Consider the following 23,511-nt stretch of genomic DNA (forward strand, 5'->3'; position numbering starts at 1 on the left):
CCCCGGGAGAAAGGGGAATGTGCATTGAGTGGCATGAATTCGTTATCCTTGAAATTCTGCAAAAAAAATCTTGAGAAATCCGGAGATGTTCTGCGGGCCTTGCAGGAGAAGTACCCCGACCTAAAAATCGAAGTCTCGGACTGCCTCGACGTCTGCGGGCTGTGTACCGACGTGCCCTTTGTCCTGCGAAACAACGCCATTGTTCACGGACGGAACGCCCGAGATCTGTACCTGAAATTAGAGCGGGGCATGCAGCCATTCTTCCGCCGGGAGCCCATCCCGGGAACAGCTGCGGCCATGGCTCTCAACAGTGGGACTGCCGACACCTCGTCCGGTGAATCCTGAATTTCCCCAAGGCTTTCAAGGGCCGGGATGGGCACACATCGTTCCCGGCCTTTTTCCTTTGGGTTCACCCGTCTTCTTCCCCTGTCATATTCTATAAGACGCCATCCCCATGGGATGCGAGGGGGGACGGGTATGAAGACAAGACCCAAAGCGCCCGGCCGATCGGTGTATCGCATCGCGGACGTTGTCGAGCGATACAAGGGGGCAGTGGTCAATATCGAGGTGGTGCAGGATATTCCTCGGTCTGCGGTCTCTCGGATCCCGGGATGGCCGTTGCCCCCGCCAGATGAGGGGGGAGAAGATCGGGAACTGCATCAGCTCAATATCGGCTCCGGCTTTTTTTTCGACCGCCGGGGGCTGATCCTCACCAATGAACACGTCATTCACGGCGCTTCTCGAATTTTGGTGCGGCTTTTGGGGCGTACCCGGGTGGTGGAGGCCAAGGTGGTCGGAGCTCACTATGAACTGGATCTGGCGGTCCTCCGAGTGCCCAAGCCTCCTGGACTTCCAATTCTACAATTGGCCAAAAAGCGGGACCTGCGAGTTGGTGAGTGGGTGGTGGCCATCGGCAACCCCCTTGGTTTGGACCACACCGTCACCGTCGGGGTGATTAGTGCTAAGGAACGGCCTATGGCGATCGGAGATCGCAAATATCCCCATCTGATTCAAACGGATGCGGCGATCAACCGCGGCAACAGCGGAGGACCTCTGATCAATCTGCGGGGGAAAGTGGTCGGGATCAACACGGCGGTCAGCCAGAGTTCCCAGGGAATCGGCTTTGCTATCGCGGTGGATGTGGTGCGCAAAGCCCTGAGAGAGATGCGCCTCGGCTTACCCGAGTAGGCGGCAGCAGATTTTGCGCGCTGTTCCACCGCATGCTTCAGGGTGGGCTATAACAGATTGGACTGTACACAATGGGTTCCAATTCAATCTGGTGTCCCCTCCTTACCACCGGTGGTACGTGGTCCGAAGAATGCGGTGCCCCTACCAAAAGCGATCCGCTTTCAATGATGTCGGGTATATGGCTTTTTTCGCGTTATGCCATATGGTGAACTATGTGTTGTGTTTCACGAGTCAATGTAGTATAGTATAATGCGACAGCGGAAGTGCACCTAGGGATCCGGCCAGAGTAAATGGACAGGACCGAGCGGTGCAGGCCTCAGGGCCACACCGAAGGGATAAAAGACCCGGCGGACAGGTTCCCTGGTTTCATGAGGGATGCTCGCCGGGTCGTTCCGTAGAGGACGTCACAGGCCCGGGGCGGTCGGTGGAGCGGATTTTGCAGGGGGTGGACCGAATGCAGAACGAGCTGGGCATGTGGGAGGGCTCGGAACACGATGCGTGCGGAATCGTCGCCGCCGTGCAAAGAAACGGTGTTCCCTCCAACGAGAATGTTCAGAGCGTCATTAAGGCTCTGATTCAGATGCAGCATCGGGCGGGGTTCGTCGACGGGGAGGGAGACGGGTGCGGGATTTTGATGGATCTTCCTCGAAAGTTATGGTCGAAGAAACTCGTCCATCATGGCCATCCCGGCTCGCTCGCTGAGGATCCCCGGTTTGCTGTGGGACATTTTTTCATCCCCCGGGAGTCGGAGGAGTCGCGGGAGAAGTGGAAGGCCAAAGTTCGGGGATTGTTCGGGGAGCACCGCCTGGAGATTCTCATCGAGGAAGAAGGGAATGTGAATTCCAGGGCCTTGGGGCCCCGGGGCCGGGCGGATGAACCGGTCTTTTGGCAGGTGGCTGGTCTGGTGGAGGATGCCCAAGGGGCGGGGCGGGTTTTGTTTGAGCTGCAGCTGGCCGTCGAAGCCCAGACCCCGGTGCACGTGGTGTCCCTGAGCACCGAGACGGTGGTGTACAAAGTCCGCGGGTCAGCCGGTACCCTGCCGGATTATTATCCGGATTTGGCGAGCCGGGATCTGCGATCCGCTGTGAGCATTGGACATAACCGGTATTCTACCAATACATCCACGGTGTTCGAACGGGTTCAGCCGTTTTCATTATTAGGTCACAACGGGGAAATCAACACCATCGCGAAGCTTCGAGAAGAGGCTGAGATGTTGGGGATTCCCTTGGTTCGGGAGGCGAGTGACTCCCAGGATTTGAACCGAACCCTGGAAGGGTTGATCCACCGGTTCGGTTTGACACTGTATGAAGCGATGGAATTGGTGTTCCCACCGATCATCAATGAAATTAAGAATTTTTCACCCGATTTGCAGGATTTATACATGTTTTTCCGTTCGGCTTGGGGACCCTTTGCCCAAGGGCCGGCCGGGATCGTTTCTCGTTACGGAGACGAATGTGTCTTCAGCGTAGATGCCTTGGGGCTTCGCCCTTTGTGGATGTTGCAAACGGAAAGCGCCTTGTTTTTCTCCTCTGAACAGGGAATTGTGGAGTTGGCGGATATGGTCGCCGATCCCAAACCACTGGCACCCGGTGAGAAGATCGGCGTGCAGCTTCTTCGGGGCAAGGGTCTGAAGATCCATCCCTACCACGAATATCAAAGGGTGGTTTTGGAACGGGCGAAAGAGCGATTTGCTTTCGATCACTTCCGGGGATCGCTCCAGTTCGGCATGCCGGGGGTGGCCCTGGATGCCGGGGTGTCTGAGGGACTGCGGAATGTTCCCGATCGGCCGGAGCTCCGGGATCGGTTGGTGGCCGCTTTCGGTTGGGATGCGGACGATCTCAAGTTGCTTGAGTTCGAGGCTCACACCGGGGCGGAACCAATCCGCTCCCTGGGCTATGACGGGCCACTCGCCGCTTTGTCCCGGGAACGCCAAAACCTGGCTGATTTCTACAAAGAAACGGTGGCGGTGGTGACGAATCCCGCCATCGACCGAGAACGGGAGATCGAACACTTCTCCACCCGGACTGTATTGGGCCCCAGGCCGTCGTTGGCTGGCGGCGCGGCCAGGGCAGGGCGCCGGGTGGAACTCCAGACGCCGCTTCTTCTCGGAGGTCATCGAACCCGATCGGTGTTACCGGCTGAAGAGTACCGGGGGCTGGCGCACCAGCTGGGGACTTACCTTTTCGAAGACCTGTTGCGGGAATTCGACGTTTCACCCGAAGCGGTTTATGTGTTGGACGCCACCTTTGCGGAAGACGAAACGCTGAAAGAAGCAGTGGCTCGCCTGGGCCGGGAGGCGGCCGATGCTGTCGAGGCGGGCGGTTGCCTCTTGGTGATCGATGACGACCGGGCCTTCCGAGACGGGCGGCAATGGATCGACCCGCATCTGGCCGTATCGGCAGTTCATGTCGCGTTGAAAAATCGGGCGCCCAAAGCCGGGGCGGACAATCTCCGGCGGCGGGTCAGCGTGGTCTTGCGCTCGGGTGCCCTGAGAAATCTTCATGATCTCGTAACCGCCATCGGGCTTGGGGCGGATGCTTTGAACCCGTATCTCATGTGGGAACTCGCCGGTGGAGATCCTGCGGTGTCCGTGGGCAATCTCTACGCGGCGCTTCAGAAGGGCTTGGAGAAAGTCATTTCCACCCTCGGCATTCACGAGCTGCGGGGCTATGACCGGCTATTTTCTTCCATCGGGTTAAAACCGGAATTGCACCCCGTGTTAGAGACACCGGGATTTTGCGGTTCTGAAACGGCGGGATTCGGATGGCGGGAATTCGAAGCCGAGGCTCGTCGACGGTATGAGATTGCAAACGGGGAGGGAGCCGCACGCCCGGTTCGCCAGTACAATTATTATCCCCGGATTTGGAAAGCCGCGGGGGATGCGGCCCAAGGGGTGAGACCATACCGGGAATACGTGGAAAAGCTGGCGGAGATGGAGCGTAGCCACCCCATTTCCCTGCGGCACGTCATGGATTTGAAAGAATCCGAAGCGAGCGGTGTTGACCCGGACGAGGTAGACCTGTCGGTAGGGGAACACAGCCTGCCCTTTCTCATCTCTTCCATGTCCTTCGGATCTCAGAATGAGACAGCGTACCGGGCTTATGCTGAAGCGGCGAAACAGCTCGATATGGTGGCCATGAACGGCGAGGGCGGCGAGATCAAAGACATGATTGGCAAGTACCCGAAACACCGGGGGCTGCAAGTGGCGTCAGGGCGCTTCGGAGTGAACATCGAGTTGTGCAATGCGGCCAACATCCTTGAAATCAAGATCGGTCAGGGGGCAAAGCCAGGGGAAGGCGGTCACCTGCCCGGCTCCAAGGTCTCGGCGAAGGTGGCGGCGGCGCGAAATGCGCAACCGGGAATCGATTTGATCTCTCCTTCGAATAACCACGACATTTATTCGATCGAGGATTTGGCCCAGATGATCGATGAGTTGAAAACGGCCAATCCGAACGCCCGGGTGTCGGTCAAGGTGCCCGTGGTGCCCAACATCGGCACCATTGCTGTGGGCATCGCCAAAGCGGGCGCCGATATTATCACCCTGAGCGGATATGACGGCGGGACGGGTGCCGCCAGGGCCCACGCCCTTAAGCATGTGGGTTTGCCGGTGGAGATCGGCGTCCGCCACGCCCATGTGGCGCTGACTGAGGCGGGGTTGCGGGATCAGGTGGAGATCTGGGCGGACGGCGGCCTGAAAAGCGGTCTCGATGTGGTGAAAATGATCCTGCTCGGAGCGAATCGCTGCGGTTTTGCAACCCTGGCCATGGTGGCGGTGGGGTGCACGAGTTGCCGGGCCTGCCACAAAGACACCTGCCACGTCGGGATCGCCACCCAGATCGAATCGACAGAAGAGGCGAAGGAAAAGGGGCTGAAGATGTTCGTGCCCCGGGAGTTCGACACCGCGGTGGCGAACTTGGTGACCCTGTTCCGCGCCATGGGACGAGAGGTTCAGGAATGGACGGCCCGGCTGGGGGCGAGACGGACTCAGGATCTGGTTGGCAGAACGGACCTTCTAGAACAGGTTCGGGAGTTGGATCGGGTCGATGTGACAGCGCTCCTGGTGCCCACCATTGTGAGCACCCGGAAGGTGGCCCTGGCCAGCGCTCCCAAAGTTCGCCTGAGCAGCGTTGGCGTCGATTCGTTGACCGAGCGGATTGCAGCCCAGGCGACATTGGAGGTGGCGGCGGGTAGCGAGACGGTGGTCCAGCAGGTGGACCAGGTCACCGCCCACGATCGGGTGTTGGGCAGTTTCTTGGCAGGTTCGGTAACCCGGGGCCGATTCCGGGGCGAGATGAAGCGCTTCAAAAAAGCGAATCTCGATTTCAACGGCGGATCGATCGCTGGAAACGGCCTCGGTGCGTATAATGCCCCGGGCGTCCACATTCGAGTTGAAGGCGGCGCCCAGGACGGGGTGGGAAAAACCGCTGTGGGCGGTAAGATTGTCGTGATGAAAGGGCTGAACCGCCGAGGCGAGCGCCTGGATGGGTCTGTGGGTAAGGGGTTGGCCTACGGGGCTCAAAAGGGCTTGTTCATCGTCCAGGGAGATGCCGATTCCCGGGCTGGGATTCGCCTTTCCGGCGCTGACGTGATCATCGGGGGCATGCTCCGGGAACCTGTGAACGATTCCCTGGGTCTCATTGGCGCCCGGGCGAATTTGAAAGGGTTTGCCTTTGAGTATATGACGAATGGCCGGGCGCTGGTTCTCGGCGACCCAGGGCCGTGGATTTGTTCGGGGATGACCGGGGGCGTTGTGTATTTGCGGGTACAGCCGGAGATGGGACTAACCGAAGAAGCGTTGAAACGGCGGATTGCCAAGGGCGCCAAGGTGTCGATGCAGCCCTTAGATCCGGAAGGGAAGCGGGACGTCGAAGAACTGCTGCATCTGTACCTCCGGGAGCTCATGCGGACGAAGCAATATGAAGAGGCGGATACGGTGCGCCGGCTACTCGACCACAGTGAAAACCACTTTGTCATGATCAAGCCAAGCCGTCAGCAGACCGACCAAGACATCGCCACAGAATGAGTGGGAACAAAAGGGGGCCCGAGGAGGGCCCCTGAGAATTTTTTTCGCAGGGCAAATGTTTTCGTTTGACTCTGGGCCCAGAAAGCAGTATGATAAAAGCGGTTGAATGGCCAAATGGATTTCTAGGAGGTTTCCGATGCAAGGAAGGGTTAAATGGTTTAACGCGGAAAAGGGCTACGGGTTCATCGAACGGGAGGACGGGGGCGACGTGTTCGTCCACTTTTCCGCGATCCAGCAGGAGGGCTTTAAAAGCCTCGAAGAAGGACAGTTGGTGGAGTTTGACATTGTGGAAGGTGCTCGTGGTCCCCAAGCCGCGAACGTCGTCAAACTGTAACGCGGAAATCTCCTAGTGAAGCAGGATCGATTTCAACGCGGATACGGCCTCGAGGAGTATATCCTCGAGGTTTTTTGTTGTGCCGGTGGCTGGTTGTCCTGGCTGTGAAGGGGATTATTCCGATGGGCGACGGAGCCAAGGAACGAATTCTAACCTTATTCAAGCATATGAGGGCTTAAGAGCCGACCTTCGGCGCTGGGCGAGTTCAGCGGGCGACCTTCTTGCCCTCAATTCTAGTTACGGGAATGGGAGTGGCTCGTCAATTGGCCGGCGGTCAAGTAGAATGCAGGAGAGGTGGTGGGTGAATGGGAAAACGATTCAAAGCGTACATCCTTTTGTTTGTGATTCTGGCGGGCTTTGTGTTCGCCGCGGTCGGGTGTACGCTCACGGTGCCGGCCTTTGACGCCAGCAAACTGGATCCCGCCCAAGAAACGATTATTTATGACAGATATGGGCAACCGGCCATCACCCTCAGGCCGAGTAAATCCATTCCAGTTCCGTTGCAAGACATTCCGATCAATTTGAGGAATGCGGTGATTGCCACCGAAGACAGTCGTTTCTACGAACACCCAGGTATCGACCTACGGGGCATGGCCCGGGCATTGGTCCGGGATATCCTGTCGGGAGGCAAGGTGGAAGGGGGAAGCACCATCACCCAACAGTTGGCCAGGTGGGTCTTCCTCAACGACCAGAAGACGTTTTCACGCAAGATCGAAGAGATCATTCTTGCTGCTCAGTTGGAGCGCCATTACACCAAAGACGAGATCCTGGAAATGTATCTCAACAAAATTTATTTTGGCGGCCAAGCCTACGGGGTGGAGATGGCGGCTCGGCAGTATTTTGGCGTATCGGTTAAAGACTTAAACGGTCAAAAAGATCCCATCGGCGACTTGGCAAAATGTGCGTTGATCGCGGGTCTTCCCCAGGCGCCATCTTACTACAATCCCTTTGTGCATCCCCAGGCGGCCAAGGAACGCCGGGACATCGTCCTGGAGAACATGTACAAAAATGGCTATATTACGAAAGAGCAGATGGACGCCGCCAAACAGCAACCGGTCCCGACTTCCCCGCCGAAAACGGGGCTTCCGGTGGATGATAGCAACAAGTATCCGTGGTTCCTCGATTATGTCTTGGAAGAAGCGGAGAATCTCGGCATTAGTGCGGACGAGATCATGCGGGGCGGGTACAGGATTTATACCACCCTGGACCCGCAGGTTCAGGAGTCGATGCAGCAGACTTACGAGAAAACGTCCTTGTTCCAATTGCCCAATGGCCAGCTCCCCCGGAGTGCAGCCGTCGTCCTCGACCCGAAAACGGGAGGCATCGCCGGGATTATCGGAGGCATGCAGTATAAGACCTTCCGGGGGTTCAACTACGCCACCATGAACAACTTCACGATGACGGGAGGCAACGGGCAGAGCCCAGGGTCGACGATCAAGCCCTTGGTGGATTACGGGCCGGCCATTGAAACCGGGCGGTACGGCCCCAACTCGTTGTTGAAAGACCAGCTGATCACGTATGGATCGGGTGCCGGGGCTTATACGCCCCACAACTGGGACGGTCGGTACCGCGGCACGATGACCCTTCGCGCGGCCCTGGAGCTGTCTGAGAATGCTCCGGCGGTATGGCTGCTGGATCAAATTGGCATCAAAACGGGTCTCGATTTCGCGAAGAAGCTCGGGCTACCCGTCACTCCGGACGATTACAACCATTTGGCAGTAGCTCTGGGGGCCACGTCCAAAGGGGCTTCGCCCTTGATCATGGCCCAGGCCTATGCCGCTTTTGACAACGCGGGCCAATTCATCAAGGCCCACGCCATCACGAAGATCGTGGACGGCAACGGCCGGGTGCTGGTGCAGCCCGATTACGCGCCCACCCAGGTCATGCAGCCCCGCACCGCGGCGACGATGACCGATTTGCTCAAGAGCGTGGTGGATCACGGTTTGGGGGCTGCCGCCCGGATTCCGGGCTACGCCGTGGCTGGGAAAACGGGGACCCAGGAATATGCGCCCATTAAAGGGCAGAACACCGATCTATGGTTTGTGGGTTACACTCCGGATTATGTCGGGGCGATCTGGATGGGTCCTCCCGATGGAATGAACTATATCCCGCTGAGTCCCGGTCAGCAAGGTGAGTACGGGAGTGGAAAGGCGGCGGCGGTGTTCCAGTCGATGATGACGAGGATTATTCAAACCGAGCATCTACCGCCTAAACCCTTCCCCGTCCTCGGAGGGACATCCACCCCAACGCCGCCTCCGGACCAAACTCCGCCTTCCCAGGCGATCACCGACCTGGCAGCCACGGTGTCCCCGGATGGCAGCAGGGTGGATCTGCGCTGGACGCCCATCCAAGGGGATGTTTCCTACCGGGTGTACCGGACGGAGAATGGGGGAACCCAGGCCCTCGTTGCTTCGGTGACAGGCGGGTCCTGGACGGATGACCAGGTCACGCCAGGTGGTCAGTACGAGTACGTCGTGGCAGTGGTGGACGGATCGGGGAACGAGGTGAACCGGTCCAATGCCGTGATGGTTTCGATTCCCGAAACGGTCCAGCAGCCCCCGGGTCGATCCCAGACGGACACCGGAAACGGCGGGAAGCCCGAAAAGCCTCCCAAAGAGAACAAAAAGAATCACGGGAGTACCGGTGAGAACGGCGGTGGGGATTCCGGAGGGCAACCCACGAATCCGATCGAAAATCAGCCTGGGACGCCCCAAACGTCCACCGTCTTCCAATGAGATGTTCATAGAGTGTAGGCCGGATTGGGGCGTGGGGGCGACGGCCCCTTCCCCGCTCAGGGCCGCGGGAGAGTCCAGGCCGGTCCATGGAGTTGGACGGCTTGGATTTTTTCTGTTTCTTATGTTATAGTGGTTCACGACCGGGGGCGGGTGGCGGGAGTTGGAGAAGGGAAGGGAACGACATCGATGGGTTTTGACGTAGATAAGATTCAGACGGCCGTCCGCATGATTCTTGAAGCGATCGGGGAGGATCCAGAGCGGGAGGGGTTAAAGGACACCCCCGGCCGGGTGGCGCGGATGTATCAGGAAGTGTTTCGGGGATTGCACCAGGATCCCCGGGAAGAACTGAATGCAATTTTCAATATTGAACATGAAGAATTGGTCCTCGTGCGGGACATTTTGTTCTATTCGATGTGTGAACACCACTTGGTCCCTTTTTTCGGCAAAGCCCATGTGGCGTATCTCCCACGGGGAGGGAGAGTCACGGGGTTGAGTAAGCTGGCGAGATTGGTGGAGACGGTGGCTCGCAGACCTCAGTTGCAAGAGAGGATCACCTCGACGGTGGCCGACGCGATTATGGAGAAATTGGAAGCCCGGGGTGCGGTGGTGGTTCTCGAAGCGGAACACATGTGCATGACCATGCGTGGAGTCAATAAACCTGGAAGCCAGACGGTGACCAGCGCCGTTCGCGGGGTATTTCTGGAAGACGGAAAGCTCCGGGAAGAGGTTTTCCGCCTGATCGGCCATCGGTAAGGGCAAATCGGCAGGGGGCGCCTCCAGGCGCCTTTTTTTTGTGGTGGTCAGGGCTCCGGGTACAGCTGGAGGGGAATGCCCCTCAAATAATCCCATGACACCAGGTGAAAATCGATCCCAAACTTTCTGCCGGTGAGGGCGGTGCGGTGTCCGGGGCCGTGAAGGTGTCCGTAGATACATTTGTCAACACCGTAGTCGCCCATGAGGTCAATCAGATCGTTGGGCTCATGGTGTTCGTTGACAGGAGGGTAATGGATCATCACCCACAGCCGACTGCCTGATGGCGCCGAACGGAGGGAGAGCTCCAGCCGGGCGATCTCCCGCTGAAAGATCCGCCCGTCATGTTCGGAAAAATCCCGGCTTCCCGGACACGTCCAGCCCCGGGTGCCGCAGACGGCGATGTTGTCCCCGAGGATGACGCTGTCGTTCTGAATGGCGTACATATCCGGAGGCAGTGCCTCCCGGAGCCGGGAGATGCTCGGCCACCAGTAGTCGTGGTTGCCCCTCAAAAGCACTTTTCGACCAGGCAGCCGGGAGATCCACAACAGGTCCGGAAGGGCCTCGGGCAGGCGCATCCCCCAACTGATATCCCCGGGGATCAAAACCCAGTCCTGGGGACCAACGGACCTCAGCCAGGCCTGACGGGTGCGGTCGGGGTGTTCTGCCCAGGCTTCCCCGAAAATCGTCATGGGCTTGGGGGTGTGTGAAGAAAGGTGAAGATCGCCGATCGCGTAAATGCGCATGGTTTCCATCCTCCGGACCCGGCTTTGGCACGTTCTATTTGTACACGAGTTCATTCCGAAATGCAAGACACAGGATTCCCTCGGCGGTCGACAGGATTTTGGCGATTCATGTCGAACTAGTCACCAGCGGGAAGGAGGAAGAACGATGGCGGACAAGGCGGCCCGTTCGTATCGCTACAGTATTGAGGGCAGCCTCAAGCGGGCCCTCTTTCTGGCCGGACATCCTCTGACGATGGGTGAACTATCTGCGGCGGTCAAGGCGCTGGGGCGAAGTGAATTATCCGACGAAGATTTGCAGGCCCGATTGCAAGCGGCTTTAACCACGGCGGCGGGGGCTTTTGAGTTTGAAGACGGCGCCTGGCGATTGCGAAAGGACGGCGGGTCGGAGCTGGGGGATTTAGCGCTGCAGTTTCTTCGCCAGGCGGGGCACCCGATGAAATTCGGCGATATTCTGCGCCATTTGCAATCGGTCACCCGGCGCAGCCGCGGGGAACTGATGTCCAGGGTGGATCTGGACGGGGATCCGCGTTTTGCCAGATTGGATTCTGGAGAATGGGTGTTGACCGATTGGCCGGAAACCATGGGGAGCCAGGATGAAGTGGCGGCCGGCGTGGAGATGGCGCAGGGGGAGGGGACGACGATGAGCGGTGGAGCGACGGAAGAGTTGGTGACACAGACCGTTCGTATGATTCGCGATCAATTGGCGCTGCTTCGGGAACGGGAGCAGGCGATTTCTCGAGAGGCCCTGGACTGTTTTTATCAAGAAGATTTGTCGGGGATCGAGCGGCTGATGAGGGAGCGGCGATCGCTGAAGAATCTAATTGACAAGCTCGAAGGGGTGGCGGAGGATCTCCCCGCCTCCGACGAAGCGGCGGTGGGTACGGCTCCCTGAGGGGGACGATCGGCCATGATCGAAGAACGATTTGCCCGACTTCGCGCCGTCATCGAGGCGTGGGAAACCTGGGAGGCGGAACGGGGAAAAGAGTTTCAGGATTTGTTCGAACGGGGAGACGAATCGGCGATTCGTCGGCTCATGGAGGAGATGCAGACCTTGCGCCGCCGGCGGCGGGCTTTAGAGGCTTTTGTGCAGCGGTGGGCCGAAGGCGGGTCCCGGTCCGTGGGCGGGAGGGGGGGCGATGGCTAGAGAGGTGTACCCACCCAGAGCGGTGGAAGGTCTGGAACGTTGGCACTGGCGCATGGCGGCTGCCGGATGGACATTGACGGAGGAGCAGTGGAAAGCCGTTCAGTCCCCCCATCGCCGCATCGCGGTGTATGCTGGACCGGGAACAGGGAAAACCACGGTCCTGGCCGCCCGGGTCTTATTTCTGATCCAGGTTCTGGGAATGCGCCCGGCAGATCTTTTGGTGACCACCTTTACCCGGGAGGCGGCTGCGGAGCTGAAGGAGAGATTGCGCCCCTGGCTCCCCAGCCGGAGTTTGATAGAGATGGAGATGGGAACCCTCCATTCTCGAATGTTGCGGTGGTGGGTTCGGGAGAGTGGCCAAGTCCCGAGACTTCTCACTCCAGAGGAGCAGAGGCGGTTAGTGGAAAAGGCGGCCCGCAGATGCGGGACATCCGGGGAGGAGGCCGCAGCGGCCCTGGCAGTGGCCAAGTCCCGGCGCCCAGGTCGGGACCAGGTGCCGACCAGGCTTTGGGAGATTTATGAAAGTGAACTGCGGCGGTACGGCGCATGGGATTTTGACGACATTCTCATACACGTCCACGAACTTTTGTTCGAACAAGGTCGAAGACCGCCTTGGAAAGCGGTCCTGGTGGACGAAGCCCAGGATCTCAATGAAGTACAGAGTATCCTGGTGGAAGGGCTGGCGCGAGATGGGCTACTCTTTATGATCGGCGACGATGACCAGTCGATCTATAGATTTCGCGGAGCGGTTCCAATATATTTTCAAGGCCATCTCAGCCGGCCGGACACCGCTGTCTTTTACCTGTCCATCAACCACCGGTCCCATCAGGGACTCGTAGAACCCTGCAACCGTTTGATCGCCAACAACGGGGATGCCCGGGGCAAATCGATCCGGGCGTTGCGCCAAGGACCAGGGCCCGAAGTCAGGCTTTTTCCCGATGAATGGGAACAAGACCGTTGGTTAAACCGGGTGTTGGCTCAGGAAGCCGTCCAGGGAACGGCTGCCGTCCTGGCCCGGACTCACCAACAGTTGCAGAGGGCGTTGGGCCGGGGAGGCGGAGAGCATCGGTATGGGGTGAGTTGGTTGACTTTCCACGGGTCAAAGGGCCGGGAATTCGACCATGTGTATATCCTCGATGCCGTGGAAGGGTCTGCACCGCACTATCCCGGCGCCCCGGGCAAAAAGCGGGATCAGGAGCTGGAGGCTTCGGCTGTCGAGGAAGAACGGCGGTTGTTTTATGTGGCCATGACCCGGGCCAGAGAGCGGTTGGTGATCTTGGTTCCGGCGCGTATCGAGGGAAAGGAGACTCGAATGAGTCGCTTTCTGGCCGAGGCGGGTTTAGCGGAACAAAAATTGCCGGGTAGTCGGTGGAGAGGCCTGAGAAAGATCTTGCGCCGGGAGTGAGGATGTGGTACAGTAACTTTTGCCGCCGCATGGAGGCGGGTTGCAAAAAGAGGGTCGCAGGGTATATACTAGAGATGATTGCATTGTAAAGCAGGGGTGGGTTGAAGCGCGGAGCGGATCCGGAATTCCGTGGCCGAATCTGCCGGCGTAGCTCAGTAGGTAGAGCAACTGACTTGTAATCAGTAGGTCGCGGGTTCGATTCCTGTCGCCGGCTCCACGGTGTGGAGGGGTACCAAAGCGGTCAACTGGGGCGGACTGTAAATCCGTTGGCGTAGCCTTCGTAGGTTCGAATCCTACCCCCTCCACCAGAGGTTGCCCGGCTGGGGTCGGCGACCGACGCGATACTGGGGAGACGGGCTGATTGGATGCGAGATCAGGTATTGACGATTGATGCGTAAGGTGATAGAATAAAGGTCGCCGTTGCAACCTGCGGACGTGGCGGAATTGGCAGACGCGCAAGATTCAGGTTCTTGTGGCCGCAAGGTCGTGGGGGTTCAAGTCCCTTCGTCCGCACCATGCCTACAATTGCGCAGTATCCTACGTGGTACAGCGCGTTAGATATAACGCACAAGATTCGCCCTTTCCGCTGTTTCAGCCGGGGAGGGCGATTCCTTTTCATGGCTAAACGAATTCGCAGCGTGAAAAAGGCGTCAGCAAGCTCAGTCACCTGGCAACAAGCTTTAGACGAGTATCTGATGATCCGCAAAGCGGAAGGACTACGGGCGTCAACACTAAAGAGTCAATATGACGTTATTTCCACTTTATTCAGGCGTTACGAAAACGCATGGAATGATGTACGGAATAGCGTACTGAAATTCATGAGCGAAGACATCAAACCTGCCACGTATAACATTCGTCTTTCCTATCTCAAAACATTCTTCGATTGGTGCCATTCGCAAGGTTACATTTCCAACAATCCCATCAAAACGTTCAAGAAGCGCAAAGCCGATCACCGCATTGTCCAACTAGACGAAGAGACTGTCACAAAACTGTTGAAATTACCGGACAAGTCCACGTATGCCGGACTACGTGACTACGCATTACTGATGTTGACGCTCGATACGGGTATTCGTCCAAAAGAGGCATTCGCTCTGATGCTGGGAGACGTGAATCTACGCTCCTATGAAGTATATGTGCGTCCAGAAGTTTCCAAAACCAAGATAAGCCGTACTCTCCCAATCTCTCCACCAACAGCGAGAGCAATTCGACGTCTCATAGACGCAAGACATGAATCATGGATCTCGGATATACCACTATTTGCGTCAGCCGATGGGACGCAGCTAAACAGGAACACTTGGGGAGACAGGTTAGAAATGTATTCCAAACGTCTAGGCGTCCATATCCGTCCCTATGACCTTCGACATACGTTTGCCTTATATTTCCTGCGTAATGGAGGCCACGCACTGGCGTTGCAACGTCTCATGGGACACTCTGACCTCAGCATGACTAAACGCTATGTCGCGTTGACTGAAGGTGATTTACGCCAACAGCATGACATGGCGTCTCCTGCGATGAAGTTGGTTCAGCAATCGAAAAGAGTACGCAAGGTGAGGAAATGAATTGCCGACGAAATTCGTCGGGAATTGAGTACGAAATTCGTACCGAAACCAGACCGACGTTTTTCGTCGATCAAAGCGACGAGGAACCAGATGGACGAAATTCGTCCAACTAAATTCGTCGAACGAAATTCGTAGATCTAATTTCACGACGAAAAACGTCGATCAAAGCGACGAAACACTTCCGACGAAATTCGTCGGGAGTTGCGTCCGAAATTCGGACTCAACCCAAAAGGGAGGCATACACATATGGCGAAAACTTATGATGTTCGTCTCACACTGTCGGATGATGAGAACGAGATGCTGAAGAAGCTAAAAAACGTCTACTTCAAAAATTCAAATAATGATGATCTAACCATTCATGAGATAGCTACGCTCCTGACGTATGCCATACGTATCCTGAATTTCCATGTTCAAGAGTTGGAAGAGGAATTAGAGGAAGTGAGACGAAAAAAAGCGAAAACAAGCTAAGACAATCATTCGCATACGAAATATATGTCTCCTAGACGCCTTTCTGAGGCGTCTTTTTTTGCGGGGATATATAAATGTATTGGCGTCGATTTTAAGGCGCTTAGAGGGCGATTTTGAGCGTTTGAGAGTACATACCCTAGACGTTGTATAGCTATGACGTTATGGGAATGCTTGATTTTATTGGGATTATTGGACGTTATATTGATATACCCTAGAGGGGTATTTGAGTAAAATTCATAAAGTGTGCGTCTAATGCGTTACATCATGGTATTCCCAAGTTGGAAAGGGGTTCGTATGGCGATGAGCTTCGCTATACGAATTTCGTAGAGCCTTTGTTGACAATTTAGAACACTCAAAATTAGCGTTCAAGTATAATATCATTACCTTGCAAAAATCGAGTCCGGAAAGCCTTGATTTTACTGGGATTTTTTACGTCTAAAGCGTTACATCCGAGAGGTACGCAAGAGATGAAAAAAAAAGTACAGGCCGCGTGTTGTTTGTTTCGTTGATCGAAACGTTGTGAGAACGGCGGCCTGGCGGCCTGGACTTTGGCATTATCGTTATTATAAAAGTCTAATAAATTATAATAAAAGATTATACGCCATAGGCTATAATAAGTATAAATAACTATATAAAAGTAAGTTAATAAGTTATTATAAAGTAAACTATAATTTACTAACTATCTATTTAGAAAGTAAACTACAGTTTATTTTAAGTAGATAAACGTTATATAACGTTATTTATTATATAGCGTATTATTTATTATCTACTTATATGGATCTACTTAAGGTAAACTACAGTTGACTATACACGTAAACCAGAGTTGACCATGATACGCGGGAGTTAGGTACGCCAGTTGATCAGCCGCTTTGATTGAGAGTTTGTTTTGGTCGACGAATGTTTGGAGTGGCTTAATCAATTCATTTAGTTTGTCAAGACGACGAACGTTATCAGGACTCATTTCTATTGTTTTCGCAACTTCTTCATGCCAATGTAACTTTTGTGACCCGGTACCAAAAGTTAAATCACTCCTTTGTCCCTGCCTATTCCCGATCAACTCCTTTTCCCTGCGTATTGCACGTGCCATTTCCATCGGTGTCAACGCGGTCATTAAATCATGAATATTCAAATTATAAAAACTTCAGTCATAAAACGTTCAAAAACTACATTATACGCAATCCCTCTTTGCTATTTTTCCTTGATATGACGCGGAAAATAAGCCATTGCGAAATTTATGCTTGACAATCATTATACGAAAGCGTATCATATTGAATTTATTCCATTTTCGTCGTATGCTATCCGCAGGAGGTGGCCGCATGGAACCAAAAGCAGAGTTTGGCAATGATTACCTTAACATTCTCGCTGATAGAGTGCGGGAAGGCGATACTGACGAAGCGTTGGGAAAACTCATTTACAGTCTAAAAACAGAGATGAGATGTAGGATTTATCACGTGACTGATATTTATCCGTGGATCAACAAGCAGGACTTAGAAAGTCTTTACGTCGAAGCAATCTGGCAGACATGTCGGACATTCAACAGGGAACGCGGAAACTTTGCTTGGTACATACACGCCGCTTGGAAGAGAATCACAAGAGGATACATTCGACATCATGCTATGCAAAAAAGAGCCGGAGCCATGTTCCCCGTCCCATTGAACCATGCCGTTGACGTTGCGTATCACGAAGACTTCGACAGCGGAATGGAACGCCAAGAAGCCGCTGCAACGGTTGTTAAGCTCATGAACGCAATAGACGAACAACAAGCAAAGATATGCCGATTGGTCATGAATGGTCATAGCCATAGACAGATAGCGCGGAGGTTAAACCTTCCAAACGCTATGACCGTCACCAGGACTTTACAAAAAATAAGACGCCAACTCGCAGAAATTGGCGTCCAATGAATGTTACACAAGCGCATGAAAATCCAAACGTATATGTGAGAGGCGCGGTTGGGAAACGTCCTCGCACATGAAAGGTGGTGATGCCAAAATACATATCACCTTGCACATCATTCTATGCGCTGTTGGCGTAGGAGTCAATCAAAAATATTCGAGTGTATGGGGAGGAATGGAATCATGATCAACGAAAAGGAATTAATGAAGGATCTAGAAACCATCGAACTTGAAATTGGCAGTGTTGACACAGGATGGCGTAAAATTCGATTCGTCGGGAAAGAAGTTGCCGGAGACAGTTTTACGTACATTTATCTTGGTAGACATGGCCGTATCCTTGTATGCTTCGACAAGGCAACAGAGTGCTATTATGAATTATTCGACAGCTTTGAAGACCTAAAGCAGACATTTGATGAACACTTGAAGGAAACCGGGGAATATCTTTTCCCAGTTGAAATTATGGTCGAAGCTGCGGAAGCACTGGGCGAAGAATATGTTGAGAAAATTGAGTTATGAGGGAGGCGTGAACGAATGATTGGCACTAAATTTGACAGTAATGTGAACAAACTACGCTGGCTGAATGACATCATGGGGACAATCGGAGAACATTTAGCGGAACGTCCTCATGACAAACGTTTTATATCAAACCTTTTCATAACATTGAAAATGAATGCCAGAGCGTTATACGAGACCAACCAAATACTGAGAGAACGCCGGGAGACGCTACGCTTAATTTACCAAGCAACCGAAGATCCTGAAACCATCGACAAGATCATAGCGTTGAATAACATCGAAGAACTTATGAAGATAGTCGAATACGGCATTGGAGAATTGTTTATGGAGTATTTTCACATTATCAAGCGAAACGGTATCAAATTCACGGCGAATGAGTTGCAAACCATCTTCTCTATCCCGATTGAGGAATGGAATAAATACGTCGGTGATGTACAAGAGACTGATGACCTTAGCGAGCTAATCTTTATCGAGAGACTAGGCGACGAAGATATTGGTTGGGCAATATCCAGATATTTGATAGATCATATTATGAGCAATGACGAGTTACGCAACCAGGCTAGGATGAAGTTAAAGGAAATTTTCTCCTAACCACGGTCAACCATACGCCACAAGAGAAGGGAGGTGAGAAAGTCATAAAATTGCAATAAATTTAGTAGTGTTACAATATAGAGGGACATATTTCGTTCTATCGAATATAACTTTCATAAAATTGTCACAATTTTATTATTAACTTTTTGCCTTTCTCACCTATTACTATATATGGAGGCATATAATTAAGTTACTGGATTTTTTCTCTCTTTTCCTGACTCGACGCTTGGCGAAGCGTTTTATTGCTCCTATGTCACAGTCTCCTGAACAGTCAGGGGACTTGATATATTTTTTCCCTGTTAAGTCAATAAATTTACTGACTATTCATGGATAGGGGGTGTTTCACGTGATGAAACTAACGCCGGAGGACGTTCGTATTGCAAGACAATTTTTGGGATTAACGCAACATGAGTTAGCACAGCGTATAGGAGTTACGGATACTTTGATTTGTCATTGGGAGCGTGGAAGTAAGAAGATTCCGAAAGATATGGAGACTAAAATTACAAGCGCGTTGGGAATGAGTGCTGAAATAATGAAAGAGCTTACGAAATTACGCCATGAAATGGCACTATGAGACTGTTACATTCTCGTATGAATGTCTAAATTTATATATAGAGAAGCTCGCCGGGGGCACATTGCATAGCAACGACAGCCCGGAGGCGGGCTGAACATTTATTAAACGTTAGGAGGAGTTAATTTATGGAAAACACGTTTTGGGATAGTTTTGAAGTAATTGACATTATTAAAAAAAGTGAAACATCTGCTTATCAAATAACAAAAGCAAAGAAGGGAAATAATGTATTTATTGATATTCGTAAAATGTACAAGAGAAAAGACGAAGATGTTTGGAAATTTACGAAAAAAGGCGTATCTCTCCCGATAGAGATTAAAGATGAGCTTATTAAGACGTTGATAAATCTAGAGATTTAGAGTTATGCTTTTTTCTCTTTCTCTCTTTCCTCTCTGACGTATATTTCTACGTCTCTTATAACGCTTTATATTCTCCCTCTTTGGGGTATTAAATGGATCAAAAGATTGTGTTAAAAATACTTCGCATACGAAATAATAGGGGAGTGAGGAATAAGCGCATATGATCGACGAAGTGATTACCAAGATAAACCAGCTAGTGATTAGGCAAAGAAAACCATTCATAGAACAACATAGAAAAAAGGATGGTACAGTAGTATGGTATCATAGACAAGCAACGTTGACTGATAATGCTGTCCGTTCTCATATTGAGGGACGTAGAACTATTGGCGTTTATTATGCAGGACAAGGCACGAGTTTCCTTGTCTTTGACGTTGATTGCGAAGATGATCCCGTAGGGCAAGAAATTCGAGTCAAGGGCATTGTCCAGGCACTCATGGACGCAGGACTGAGCGCGGAAGATATTCATGTTTCGACAAGCGGGCAAAAAGGTTATCACATCGAATTGTATTTTAGTGGATTAATAGCCATTAAGCGGGTGGCTAGATTTGGAAGGGCAATCATAGCAAAACTTGGAGATCATAGAAGGGGAATGGAAATACGTCCGGAGGAATCGGGACGTAGAGGAGTCAAGTTGCCGCTTGCCGTCCATAAGGCAACAGGCCGTAGACAGAAATACGTCAATCCGGTCACATTGGAGCCTGTAGAGGACAGCATGGCGTATTTCTTGGGAATCGGACAAATTCCATTGGATCGAATGAATGCGGTGATTGACAGCGTACTGAGAAAGCCAGCGGAGAGGTATCCGCTTGAATCGGCCGAAACGCGATTGGACAGAGCAAAGCGGGAATTTACGTCGATTCATTTGCCGAAAAACAATAATTCAAAATTACGCCAAGAAGCTGAAACACTGTTGAGGTATGGATTGAGGGAAAGAGGGACACGACATGAGTCACAATTCAAAATTGCGCTGTATTTGAAGGAATCTGGTGTTTCGATGGAGGAAGCGATTGAAATCATGTCTGATTGGGCAAAAAGACAATTTGAGCGAGGAATGACCAACGAAAAGAATCTGTCCTTTGTATTGAAAGAGGCAAAGCGTTGCGTAGAAGAAACGTACCAAAACGAAAATTACGTTGGTTTGCTTGATTCCAGAGGACAAACGCCAACCATTACCACACATGACCTGGCGTTTGCAGCACAGTTTCAAAACAAAAACATGCGAAAAATCGTTTGGGCCCTGATCCTGCTTGGGCGTATGTACCACAAAGACGGACAATTTGATGCTCCGATGGAAGGCATTGGCGAAATGACTGGATTGACGAGGCAAACGGTCTCGAAATATTTGGACCTACTTCAAGCTGACGGCGTTATCCAGTTGGTGGAGGAATATGACCATACGAAAAAGAGGGCCAGAAGGTACTTTATGCCGAATCTTGTTGAGGAGGTGAGGGACAGGAAAGAAGTGCAGGAAATCATGATAGAAAGTGATAGCATAGGCCGGGCGTATGTAGAGACATTTGATGTGTTAGAACATTTCGCCAAACGCCGAGTCGGGTAAGAGTGTAAACTAAGAAGTAGGAGGAATTACAATTTATGGAATCTAGGCGATTTCGCTTTGCTTACGTTGTGAAGGATAATGCTGTTGGCGTTGGTTTGGAAGGTTATATCCCGATGAATACAATTGAAAAGTGTTTGTTTTATCGGTCTATGATCTATTTTCCTAAAGTTATGTCTGACGTTGAAGTACTGCAAGAAGTTGCAAAGATACTTCGCGAAGAGTATCCTAACAGCTATTTGATAATCAAAGGTAAAACTCGTATACATCTGAAAGAGAAAATAGCTAATTTGAGTTACAGGCTGAGTACGAATAGTGTTTACAACACAGTCTACGCTATGGCTCATTAAGCGATTGAGCAAAAAACAACGAATATTGAGAAATTTGAATAATATGGAGGCATGAGACTATGGAAATAATGAAGAGAAATAAGGGGATTGTAGGAGTTATGGCATTGATTTATGGCGTGTACATTCTCATGGCGTGGATTATGCGCTAAGGGGAGATATGAGCTATGGCGTGGCAATCCGAGAGTATGAGAAAAGAACTGAAAAATCCGGCAAAAACAACCTGTGCAAATTATGGTACAAATGGTAATTGTTTGATAACAGATCTAGAATGCTATGTTTGTCGTGAATTGACGCTAGAGGGGCAGGAACCATGGCGTTGCCGATGGTTTGAACGGGCCGTCTTGCCGAATGATTCCATACTTGAAGCGGGATATCGAAAGGCATTGGCTAACCATCTTGGCGTTGAAATGGAAGAGGATTCTACGAGATTGATCAAAGAGTGCGCTATGTGCGGAAAGGACTTTAAGGCCACGAGCAATCGAGCGAAGTATTGCCACAAGTGTAGACCGCTTCATAACCGTGAATTGAAACGAAAAGCAGATAAAGAATACGCGAAAAGAAAACGGTCTAGGAGTCGGTAATTTAGACCAAAAAAATCCCAGTAAAATCAAGGGTTTCCAGACCTGATTTTTGAAGGGTAAGGGTATTATACTTCCCCGCTAATTTGCGACATTGTACAAAATCCCGCTAAGCCTTGAAAATACTGGGAAAATCGGACTTTGCGTAATAATTTAGAGAACATTTTTAAAATGGAGGTGTGAGGAAAATGGTTAGACTTGGGATTTATAATAAATTTACAGACTCAATTATAGGCGCACGCAGAGGACAGGTTAAATGGGTAAATTTAGATACGGGAGAAATTATTAAAGAATTTGATTGGGGGATTCATCCACCCCTAAGCATGCAAACTACTATAAGACTATCATTTGAAAGAGAAGTAGAGCAGGCAAGAGAAGAAGGATATACCGACATTTGGATCTTTAACGAAGATGATGAAGTAACGTTGCGTGAAGTTGGACGAAAACTAGGGGTGTACTATGAAGGGTATGAGAAGGATAGAGAGCGCGGGCTATGGAGAGGTTAAACATTAATTCCTAGAGATTCTAAGCAGGAGGATTGAAATAGTTGGAGAAACTAATGATTTACATTCGCTTTAGCGTAGTAAAGTGTGGCGTCTATAAGGCGCATGTACGATGGGAAGACGCGAATACAGGTAACGTTATTCGCGAGCATTCCCGCGAATATTCTCTCATGTCATTGTCTGATGCCTTGCGTCAATGCCTTGAAAGGGAGGTGAGGGACGCTAGGGCGGAAGGATATGACGATATTTGGGTTGATAGCGACGAAGAGTATTCCACGTTGAAAAAGATCGCAAGGAAATTAAACGTCAAATATTACGGTTGGGAAGGCGACGAACTGGACGCACAGGTGAGGCGCATGAAGCAAGAATTGAAAGACGAATATGATGACATGGAGAATATGGAGGAATGTGTTGAATATGAATGAGCAGCTTGACAATCATATCGATACGATCATGGCGCTCATGAAGACAGAGTATTACCACAATAAAGGATTATTTGACGAATTGACTTCCATTTCCGACGAAATACATCAGATCGAGGAATATTTCGTTGAAGAAAAGGACTGGAAAACAGCAGCGTTTGTTCAGGATATTTGGTCCTCTCTACAGAGGATCAAACGCAGAATTAAAGGACTAAAAGAAGATGTCCGAGTTGAGAAAATTTTTCTAAAGTCATCGATTGAGTCCTTAAAAGAACATCTAGAAAAAATTTCTAGGGGGAATAAGCAATATGAAACAATTTGATTTGTACAACCAATATCTAAACGGGAATGCTACTGTGGAACAAGTCATTGAGGGATGGAATGATTACATGGCGTCAGTTTACGCCACAGAGGTACAGCCGATTGTGCAACGTTTGGAAGACGCGAGGAAGGCATATTTGAACGCTGTTCTTGACTTGCAGGAAAAGCGCAGGGAATATGCACAGCTTCGCAATCAGGTGTCAGAGTGGTCGAAGACATTTAAGGTGAATGGAGCACATCTTTATATTCGTGATGTGGTCGAGGATGCGCAAGTCAAGTATCTAACCGGAGCGGAGCTTGTCGGCGTTCAAGATGGCAATCTCCCCGCAGACGTGCAACGTGTTCGAGGGTGACTATAGATGTCATTCCACGATGTGGAACAATGGTTAAAGCGCAAGCTGTCAGGAAAGGTATATTACTCGGATCTATTCTTGGCGATTGAATTATACAGGGCACTCCCAACGCCGGATAATGTGGCGTTGTATCGACGTTTATTGAGAAGAT

Annotated in this window: 23 protein-coding genes and 3 tRNA genes; 25 read left to right on the forward strand and 1 reads right to left on the reverse strand. The window is 51.7% G+C overall.

Annotated elements, in window-relative coordinates:
- Positions 1 to 33: 33 nt before the first annotated feature.
- From K6T64_RS05245 to folE, 6 genes are all read left to right on the forward strand, one after another.
- Positions 34 to 345: a YuzB family protein gene (locus K6T64_RS05245; RefSeq protein ID WP_288008884.1), complete on the forward strand. Its 312-nt coding sequence runs from the start codon at positions 34 to 36 to the stop codon at positions 343 to 345.
- 132 nt (positions 346 to 477) lie between these two features.
- Positions 478 to 1,188 carry a S1C family serine protease gene (locus K6T64_RS05250; protein WP_232059650.1) on the forward strand — a complete coding sequence of 237 codons (711 nt, stop codon included), beginning with the start codon at positions 478 to 480 and terminating at the stop codon, positions 1,186 to 1,188.
- A 454-nt stretch (positions 1,189 to 1,642) separates the two neighbouring features.
- Positions 1,643 to 6,211 carry a glutamate synthase-related protein gene (locus tag K6T64_RS05255; protein ID WP_100667589.1) on the forward strand — a complete coding sequence of 1,523 codons (4,569 nt, stop codon included), beginning with the start codon at positions 1,643 to 1,645 and terminating at the stop codon, positions 6,209 to 6,211.
- Positions 6,212 to 6,347: 136 nt separating this feature from the next.
- Positions 6,348 to 6,545, forward strand: coding sequence for a cold shock domain-containing protein (locus K6T64_RS05260; RefSeq protein ID WP_100667590.1), 198 nt, complete (start codon positions 6,348 to 6,350; stop codon positions 6,543 to 6,545).
- Between the two features lie 305 nt (positions 6,546 to 6,850).
- Positions 6,851 to 9,280 (forward strand): transglycosylase domain-containing protein, encoded by a 2,430-nt coding sequence (locus tag K6T64_RS05265; protein ID WP_288008849.1) that lies wholly within the window; start codon positions 6,851 to 6,853, stop codon positions 9,278 to 9,280.
- 186 nt (positions 9,281 to 9,466) lie between these two features.
- On the forward strand, positions 9,467 to 10,033 hold the full coding sequence (gene folE, locus K6T64_RS05270; protein WP_100667592.1) for a GTP cyclohydrolase I FolE: 567 nt from the start codon (positions 9,467 to 9,469) through the stop codon (positions 10,031 to 10,033).
- Between the two features lie 47 nt (positions 10,034 to 10,080).
- Here the strand turns inward: folE and K6T64_RS05275 are convergent, their stop codons facing one another.
- Entirely contained in the window at positions 10,081 to 10,776 is a 696-nt protein-coding gene (locus K6T64_RS05275; RefSeq protein WP_170085498.1) for a metallophosphoesterase, read from the reverse strand.
- A gap of 145 nt (positions 10,777 to 10,921) precedes the next feature.
- Between K6T64_RS05275 and K6T64_RS05280 the strand changes: the two genes are divergently transcribed.
- The 19 genes from K6T64_RS05280 (at position 10,922) to K6T64_RS05365 (ending at position 23,360) form a co-directional block, all read left to right on the forward strand.
- Positions 10,922 to 11,668, forward strand: a complete 747-nt coding sequence (locus tag K6T64_RS05280; protein ID WP_288008854.1) for a hypothetical protein — start codon at positions 10,922 to 10,924, stop codon at positions 11,666 to 11,668.
- A 15-nt stretch (positions 11,669 to 11,683) separates the two neighbouring features.
- Entirely contained in the window at positions 11,684 to 11,920 is a 237-nt protein-coding gene (locus K6T64_RS05285) for a hypothetical protein (RefSeq protein WP_100667595.1), read from the forward strand.
- Positions 11,913 to 13,325: a UvrD-helicase domain-containing protein gene (locus K6T64_RS05290; RefSeq protein WP_288008856.1), complete on the forward strand. Its 1,413-nt coding sequence runs from the start codon at positions 11,913 to 11,915 to the stop codon at positions 13,323 to 13,325. Before K6T64_RS05285 ends, K6T64_RS05290 begins: the two co-directional genes overlap by 8 nt.
- 141 nt (positions 13,326 to 13,466) lie before the next feature.
- Positions 13,467 to 13,542, forward strand: a tRNA-Thr gene (locus K6T64_RS05295).
- 6 nt (positions 13,543 to 13,548) lie between these two features.
- Positions 13,549 to 13,633 (forward strand) — tRNA-Tyr (locus tag K6T64_RS05300).
- Positions 13,634 to 13,754: 121 nt separating this feature from the next.
- Positions 13,755 to 13,841 (forward strand) — tRNA-Leu (locus K6T64_RS05305).
- A 101-nt stretch (positions 13,842 to 13,942) separates the two neighbouring features.
- Positions 13,943 to 14,884 carry a tyrosine-type recombinase/integrase gene (locus K6T64_RS05310; RefSeq protein ID WP_288008858.1) on the forward strand — a complete coding sequence of 314 codons (942 nt, stop codon included), beginning with the start codon at positions 13,943 to 13,945 and terminating at the stop codon, positions 14,882 to 14,884.
- A 246-nt stretch (positions 14,885 to 15,130) separates the two neighbouring features.
- Positions 15,131 to 15,352, forward strand: coding sequence for a hypothetical protein (locus tag K6T64_RS05315; RefSeq protein WP_288008860.1), 222 nt, complete (start codon positions 15,131 to 15,133; stop codon positions 15,350 to 15,352).
- Between the two features lie 1,316 nt (positions 15,353 to 16,668).
- Positions 16,669 to 17,253, forward strand: a complete 585-nt coding sequence (locus K6T64_RS05320) for an ECF-type sigma factor (RefSeq protein WP_288008861.1) — start codon at positions 16,669 to 16,671, stop codon at positions 17,251 to 17,253.
- Between the two features lie 174 nt (positions 17,254 to 17,427).
- Positions 17,428 to 17,760, forward strand: a complete 333-nt coding sequence (locus K6T64_RS05325; RefSeq protein WP_288008863.1) for a hypothetical protein — start codon at positions 17,428 to 17,430, stop codon at positions 17,758 to 17,760.
- A 15-nt stretch (positions 17,761 to 17,775) separates the two neighbouring features.
- Positions 17,776 to 18,348, forward strand: a complete 573-nt coding sequence (locus K6T64_RS05330) for a hypothetical protein (RefSeq protein WP_288008864.1) — start codon at positions 17,776 to 17,778, stop codon at positions 18,346 to 18,348.
- Between the two features lie 349 nt (positions 18,349 to 18,697).
- Positions 18,698 to 18,922, forward strand: a complete 225-nt coding sequence (locus K6T64_RS05335) for a helix-turn-helix domain-containing protein (protein WP_288008885.1) — start codon at positions 18,698 to 18,700, stop codon at positions 18,920 to 18,922.
- A 125-nt stretch (positions 18,923 to 19,047) separates the two neighbouring features.
- Complete coding sequence (locus K6T64_RS05340; protein ID WP_288008866.1) at positions 19,048 to 19,278, forward strand: PC4/YdbC family ssDNA-binding protein; 231 nt, start codon at positions 19,048 to 19,050, stop codon at positions 19,276 to 19,278.
- Positions 19,279 to 19,438: 160 nt separating this feature from the next.
- Positions 19,439 to 20,836, forward strand: coding sequence for a TOTE conflict system archaeo-eukaryotic primase domain-containing protein (locus K6T64_RS05345; protein ID WP_288008868.1), 1,398 nt, complete (start codon positions 19,439 to 19,441; stop codon positions 20,834 to 20,836).
- 532 nt (positions 20,837 to 21,368) lie between these two features.
- Positions 21,369 to 21,764 carry a cysteine-rich VLP protein gene (locus tag K6T64_RS16830; RefSeq protein ID WP_353737793.1) on the forward strand — a complete coding sequence of 132 codons (396 nt, stop codon included), beginning with the start codon at positions 21,369 to 21,371 and terminating at the stop codon, positions 21,762 to 21,764.
- Between the two features lie 185 nt (positions 21,765 to 21,949).
- On the forward strand, positions 21,950 to 22,267 hold the full coding sequence (locus K6T64_RS05350) for a hypothetical protein (RefSeq protein ID WP_288008870.1): 318 nt from the start codon (positions 21,950 to 21,952) through the stop codon (positions 22,265 to 22,267).
- A gap of 41 nt (positions 22,268 to 22,308) precedes the next feature.
- Entirely contained in the window at positions 22,309 to 22,689 is a 381-nt protein-coding gene (locus tag K6T64_RS05355; protein WP_288008871.1) for a hypothetical protein, read from the forward strand.
- Positions 22,682 to 23,008: a hypothetical protein gene (locus tag K6T64_RS05360; protein WP_288008873.1), complete on the forward strand. Its 327-nt coding sequence runs from the start codon at positions 22,682 to 22,684 to the stop codon at positions 23,006 to 23,008. Before K6T64_RS05355 ends, K6T64_RS05360 begins: the two co-directional genes overlap by 8 nt.
- Positions 22,995 to 23,360, forward strand: coding sequence for a hypothetical protein (locus K6T64_RS05365; protein ID WP_288008874.1), 366 nt, complete (start codon positions 22,995 to 22,997; stop codon positions 23,358 to 23,360). The genes K6T64_RS05360 and K6T64_RS05365 overlap by 14 nt, the downstream gene beginning before the upstream one ends.
- Positions 23,361 to 23,511: the final 151 nt, after the last annotated feature.

It is taken from the genome of Kyrpidia sp., assembly GCF_023512215.1.
GTDB lineage: Bacteria > Bacillota > Bacilli > Kyrpidiales > Kyrpidiaceae > Kyrpidia > Kyrpidia spormannii.

What these genes read in the sequence shown, in the direction of transcription:
- K6T64_RS05365 (WP_288008874.1), top strand. Translation starts at nt 22,995, where the DNA reads ATGAAACAATTTGATTTGTACAACCAATATCTAAACGGGAATGCTACT.
- K6T64_RS05275 (WP_170085498.1), bottom strand. Translation starts at nt 10,776, where the DNA reads ATGCGCATTTACGCGATCGGCGATCTTCACCTTTCTTCACACACCCCC.
- K6T64_RS05290 (WP_288008856.1), top strand. Translation starts at nt 11,913, where the DNA reads ATGGCTAGAGAGGTGTACCCACCCAGAGCGGTGGAAGGTCTGGAACGT.
- K6T64_RS05325 (WP_288008863.1), top strand. Translation starts at nt 17,428, where the DNA reads ATGATCAACGAAAAGGAATTAATGAAGGATCTAGAAACCATCGAACTT.
- K6T64_RS05250 (WP_232059650.1), top strand. Translation starts at nt 478, where the DNA reads ATGAAGACAAGACCCAAAGCGCCCGGCCGATCGGTGTATCGCATCGCG.
- K6T64_RS05280 (WP_288008854.1), top strand. Translation starts at nt 10,922, where the DNA reads ATGGCGGACAAGGCGGCCCGTTCGTATCGCTACAGTATTGAGGGCAGC.
- K6T64_RS05320 (WP_288008861.1), top strand. Translation starts at nt 16,669, where the DNA reads ATGGAACCAAAAGCAGAGTTTGGCAATGATTACCTTAACATTCTCGCT.
- K6T64_RS05330 (WP_288008864.1), top strand. Translation starts at nt 17,776, where the DNA reads ATGATTGGCACTAAATTTGACAGTAATGTGAACAAACTACGCTGGCTG.
- K6T64_RS05360 (WP_288008873.1), top strand. Translation starts at nt 22,682, where the DNA reads ATGAATGAGCAGCTTGACAATCATATCGATACGATCATGGCGCTCATG.
- K6T64_RS05335 (WP_288008885.1), top strand. Translation starts at nt 18,698, where the DNA reads ATGAAACTAACGCCGGAGGACGTTCGTATTGCAAGACAATTTTTGGGA.
- K6T64_RS05245 (WP_288008884.1), top strand. Translation starts at nt 34, where the DNA reads ATGAATTCGTTATCCTTGAAATTCTGCAAAAAAAATCTTGAGAAATCC.
- K6T64_RS05285 (WP_100667595.1), top strand. Translation starts at nt 11,684, where the DNA reads ATGATCGAAGAACGATTTGCCCGACTTCGCGCCGTCATCGAGGCGTGG.
- K6T64_RS05315 (WP_288008860.1), top strand. Translation starts at nt 15,131, where the DNA reads ATGGCGAAAACTTATGATGTTCGTCTCACACTGTCGGATGATGAGAAC.
- K6T64_RS05350 (WP_288008870.1), top strand. Translation starts at nt 21,950, where the DNA reads ATGGTTAGACTTGGGATTTATAATAAATTTACAGACTCAATTATAGGC.
- K6T64_RS05345 (WP_288008868.1), top strand. Translation starts at nt 19,439, where the DNA reads ATGATCGACGAAGTGATTACCAAGATAAACCAGCTAGTGATTAGGCAA.
- K6T64_RS05340 (WP_288008866.1), top strand. Translation starts at nt 19,048, where the DNA reads ATGGAAAACACGTTTTGGGATAGTTTTGAAGTAATTGACATTATTAAA.
- K6T64_RS05310 (WP_288008858.1), top strand. Translation starts at nt 13,943, where the DNA reads ATGGCTAAACGAATTCGCAGCGTGAAAAAGGCGTCAGCAAGCTCAGTC.
- K6T64_RS05265 (WP_288008849.1), top strand. Translation starts at nt 6,851, where the DNA reads ATGGGAAAACGATTCAAAGCGTACATCCTTTTGTTTGTGATTCTGGCG.
- K6T64_RS16830 (WP_353737793.1), top strand. Translation starts at nt 21,369, where the DNA reads ATGAGAAAAGAACTGAAAAATCCGGCAAAAACAACCTGTGCAAATTAT.
- K6T64_RS05255 (WP_100667589.1), top strand. Translation starts at nt 1,643, where the DNA reads ATGCAGAACGAGCTGGGCATGTGGGAGGGCTCGGAACACGATGCGTGC.
- folE (WP_100667592.1), top strand. Translation starts at nt 9,467, where the DNA reads ATGGGTTTTGACGTAGATAAGATTCAGACGGCCGTCCGCATGATTCTT.
- K6T64_RS05260 (WP_100667590.1), top strand. Translation starts at nt 6,348, where the DNA reads ATGCAAGGAAGGGTTAAATGGTTTAACGCGGAAAAGGGCTACGGGTTC.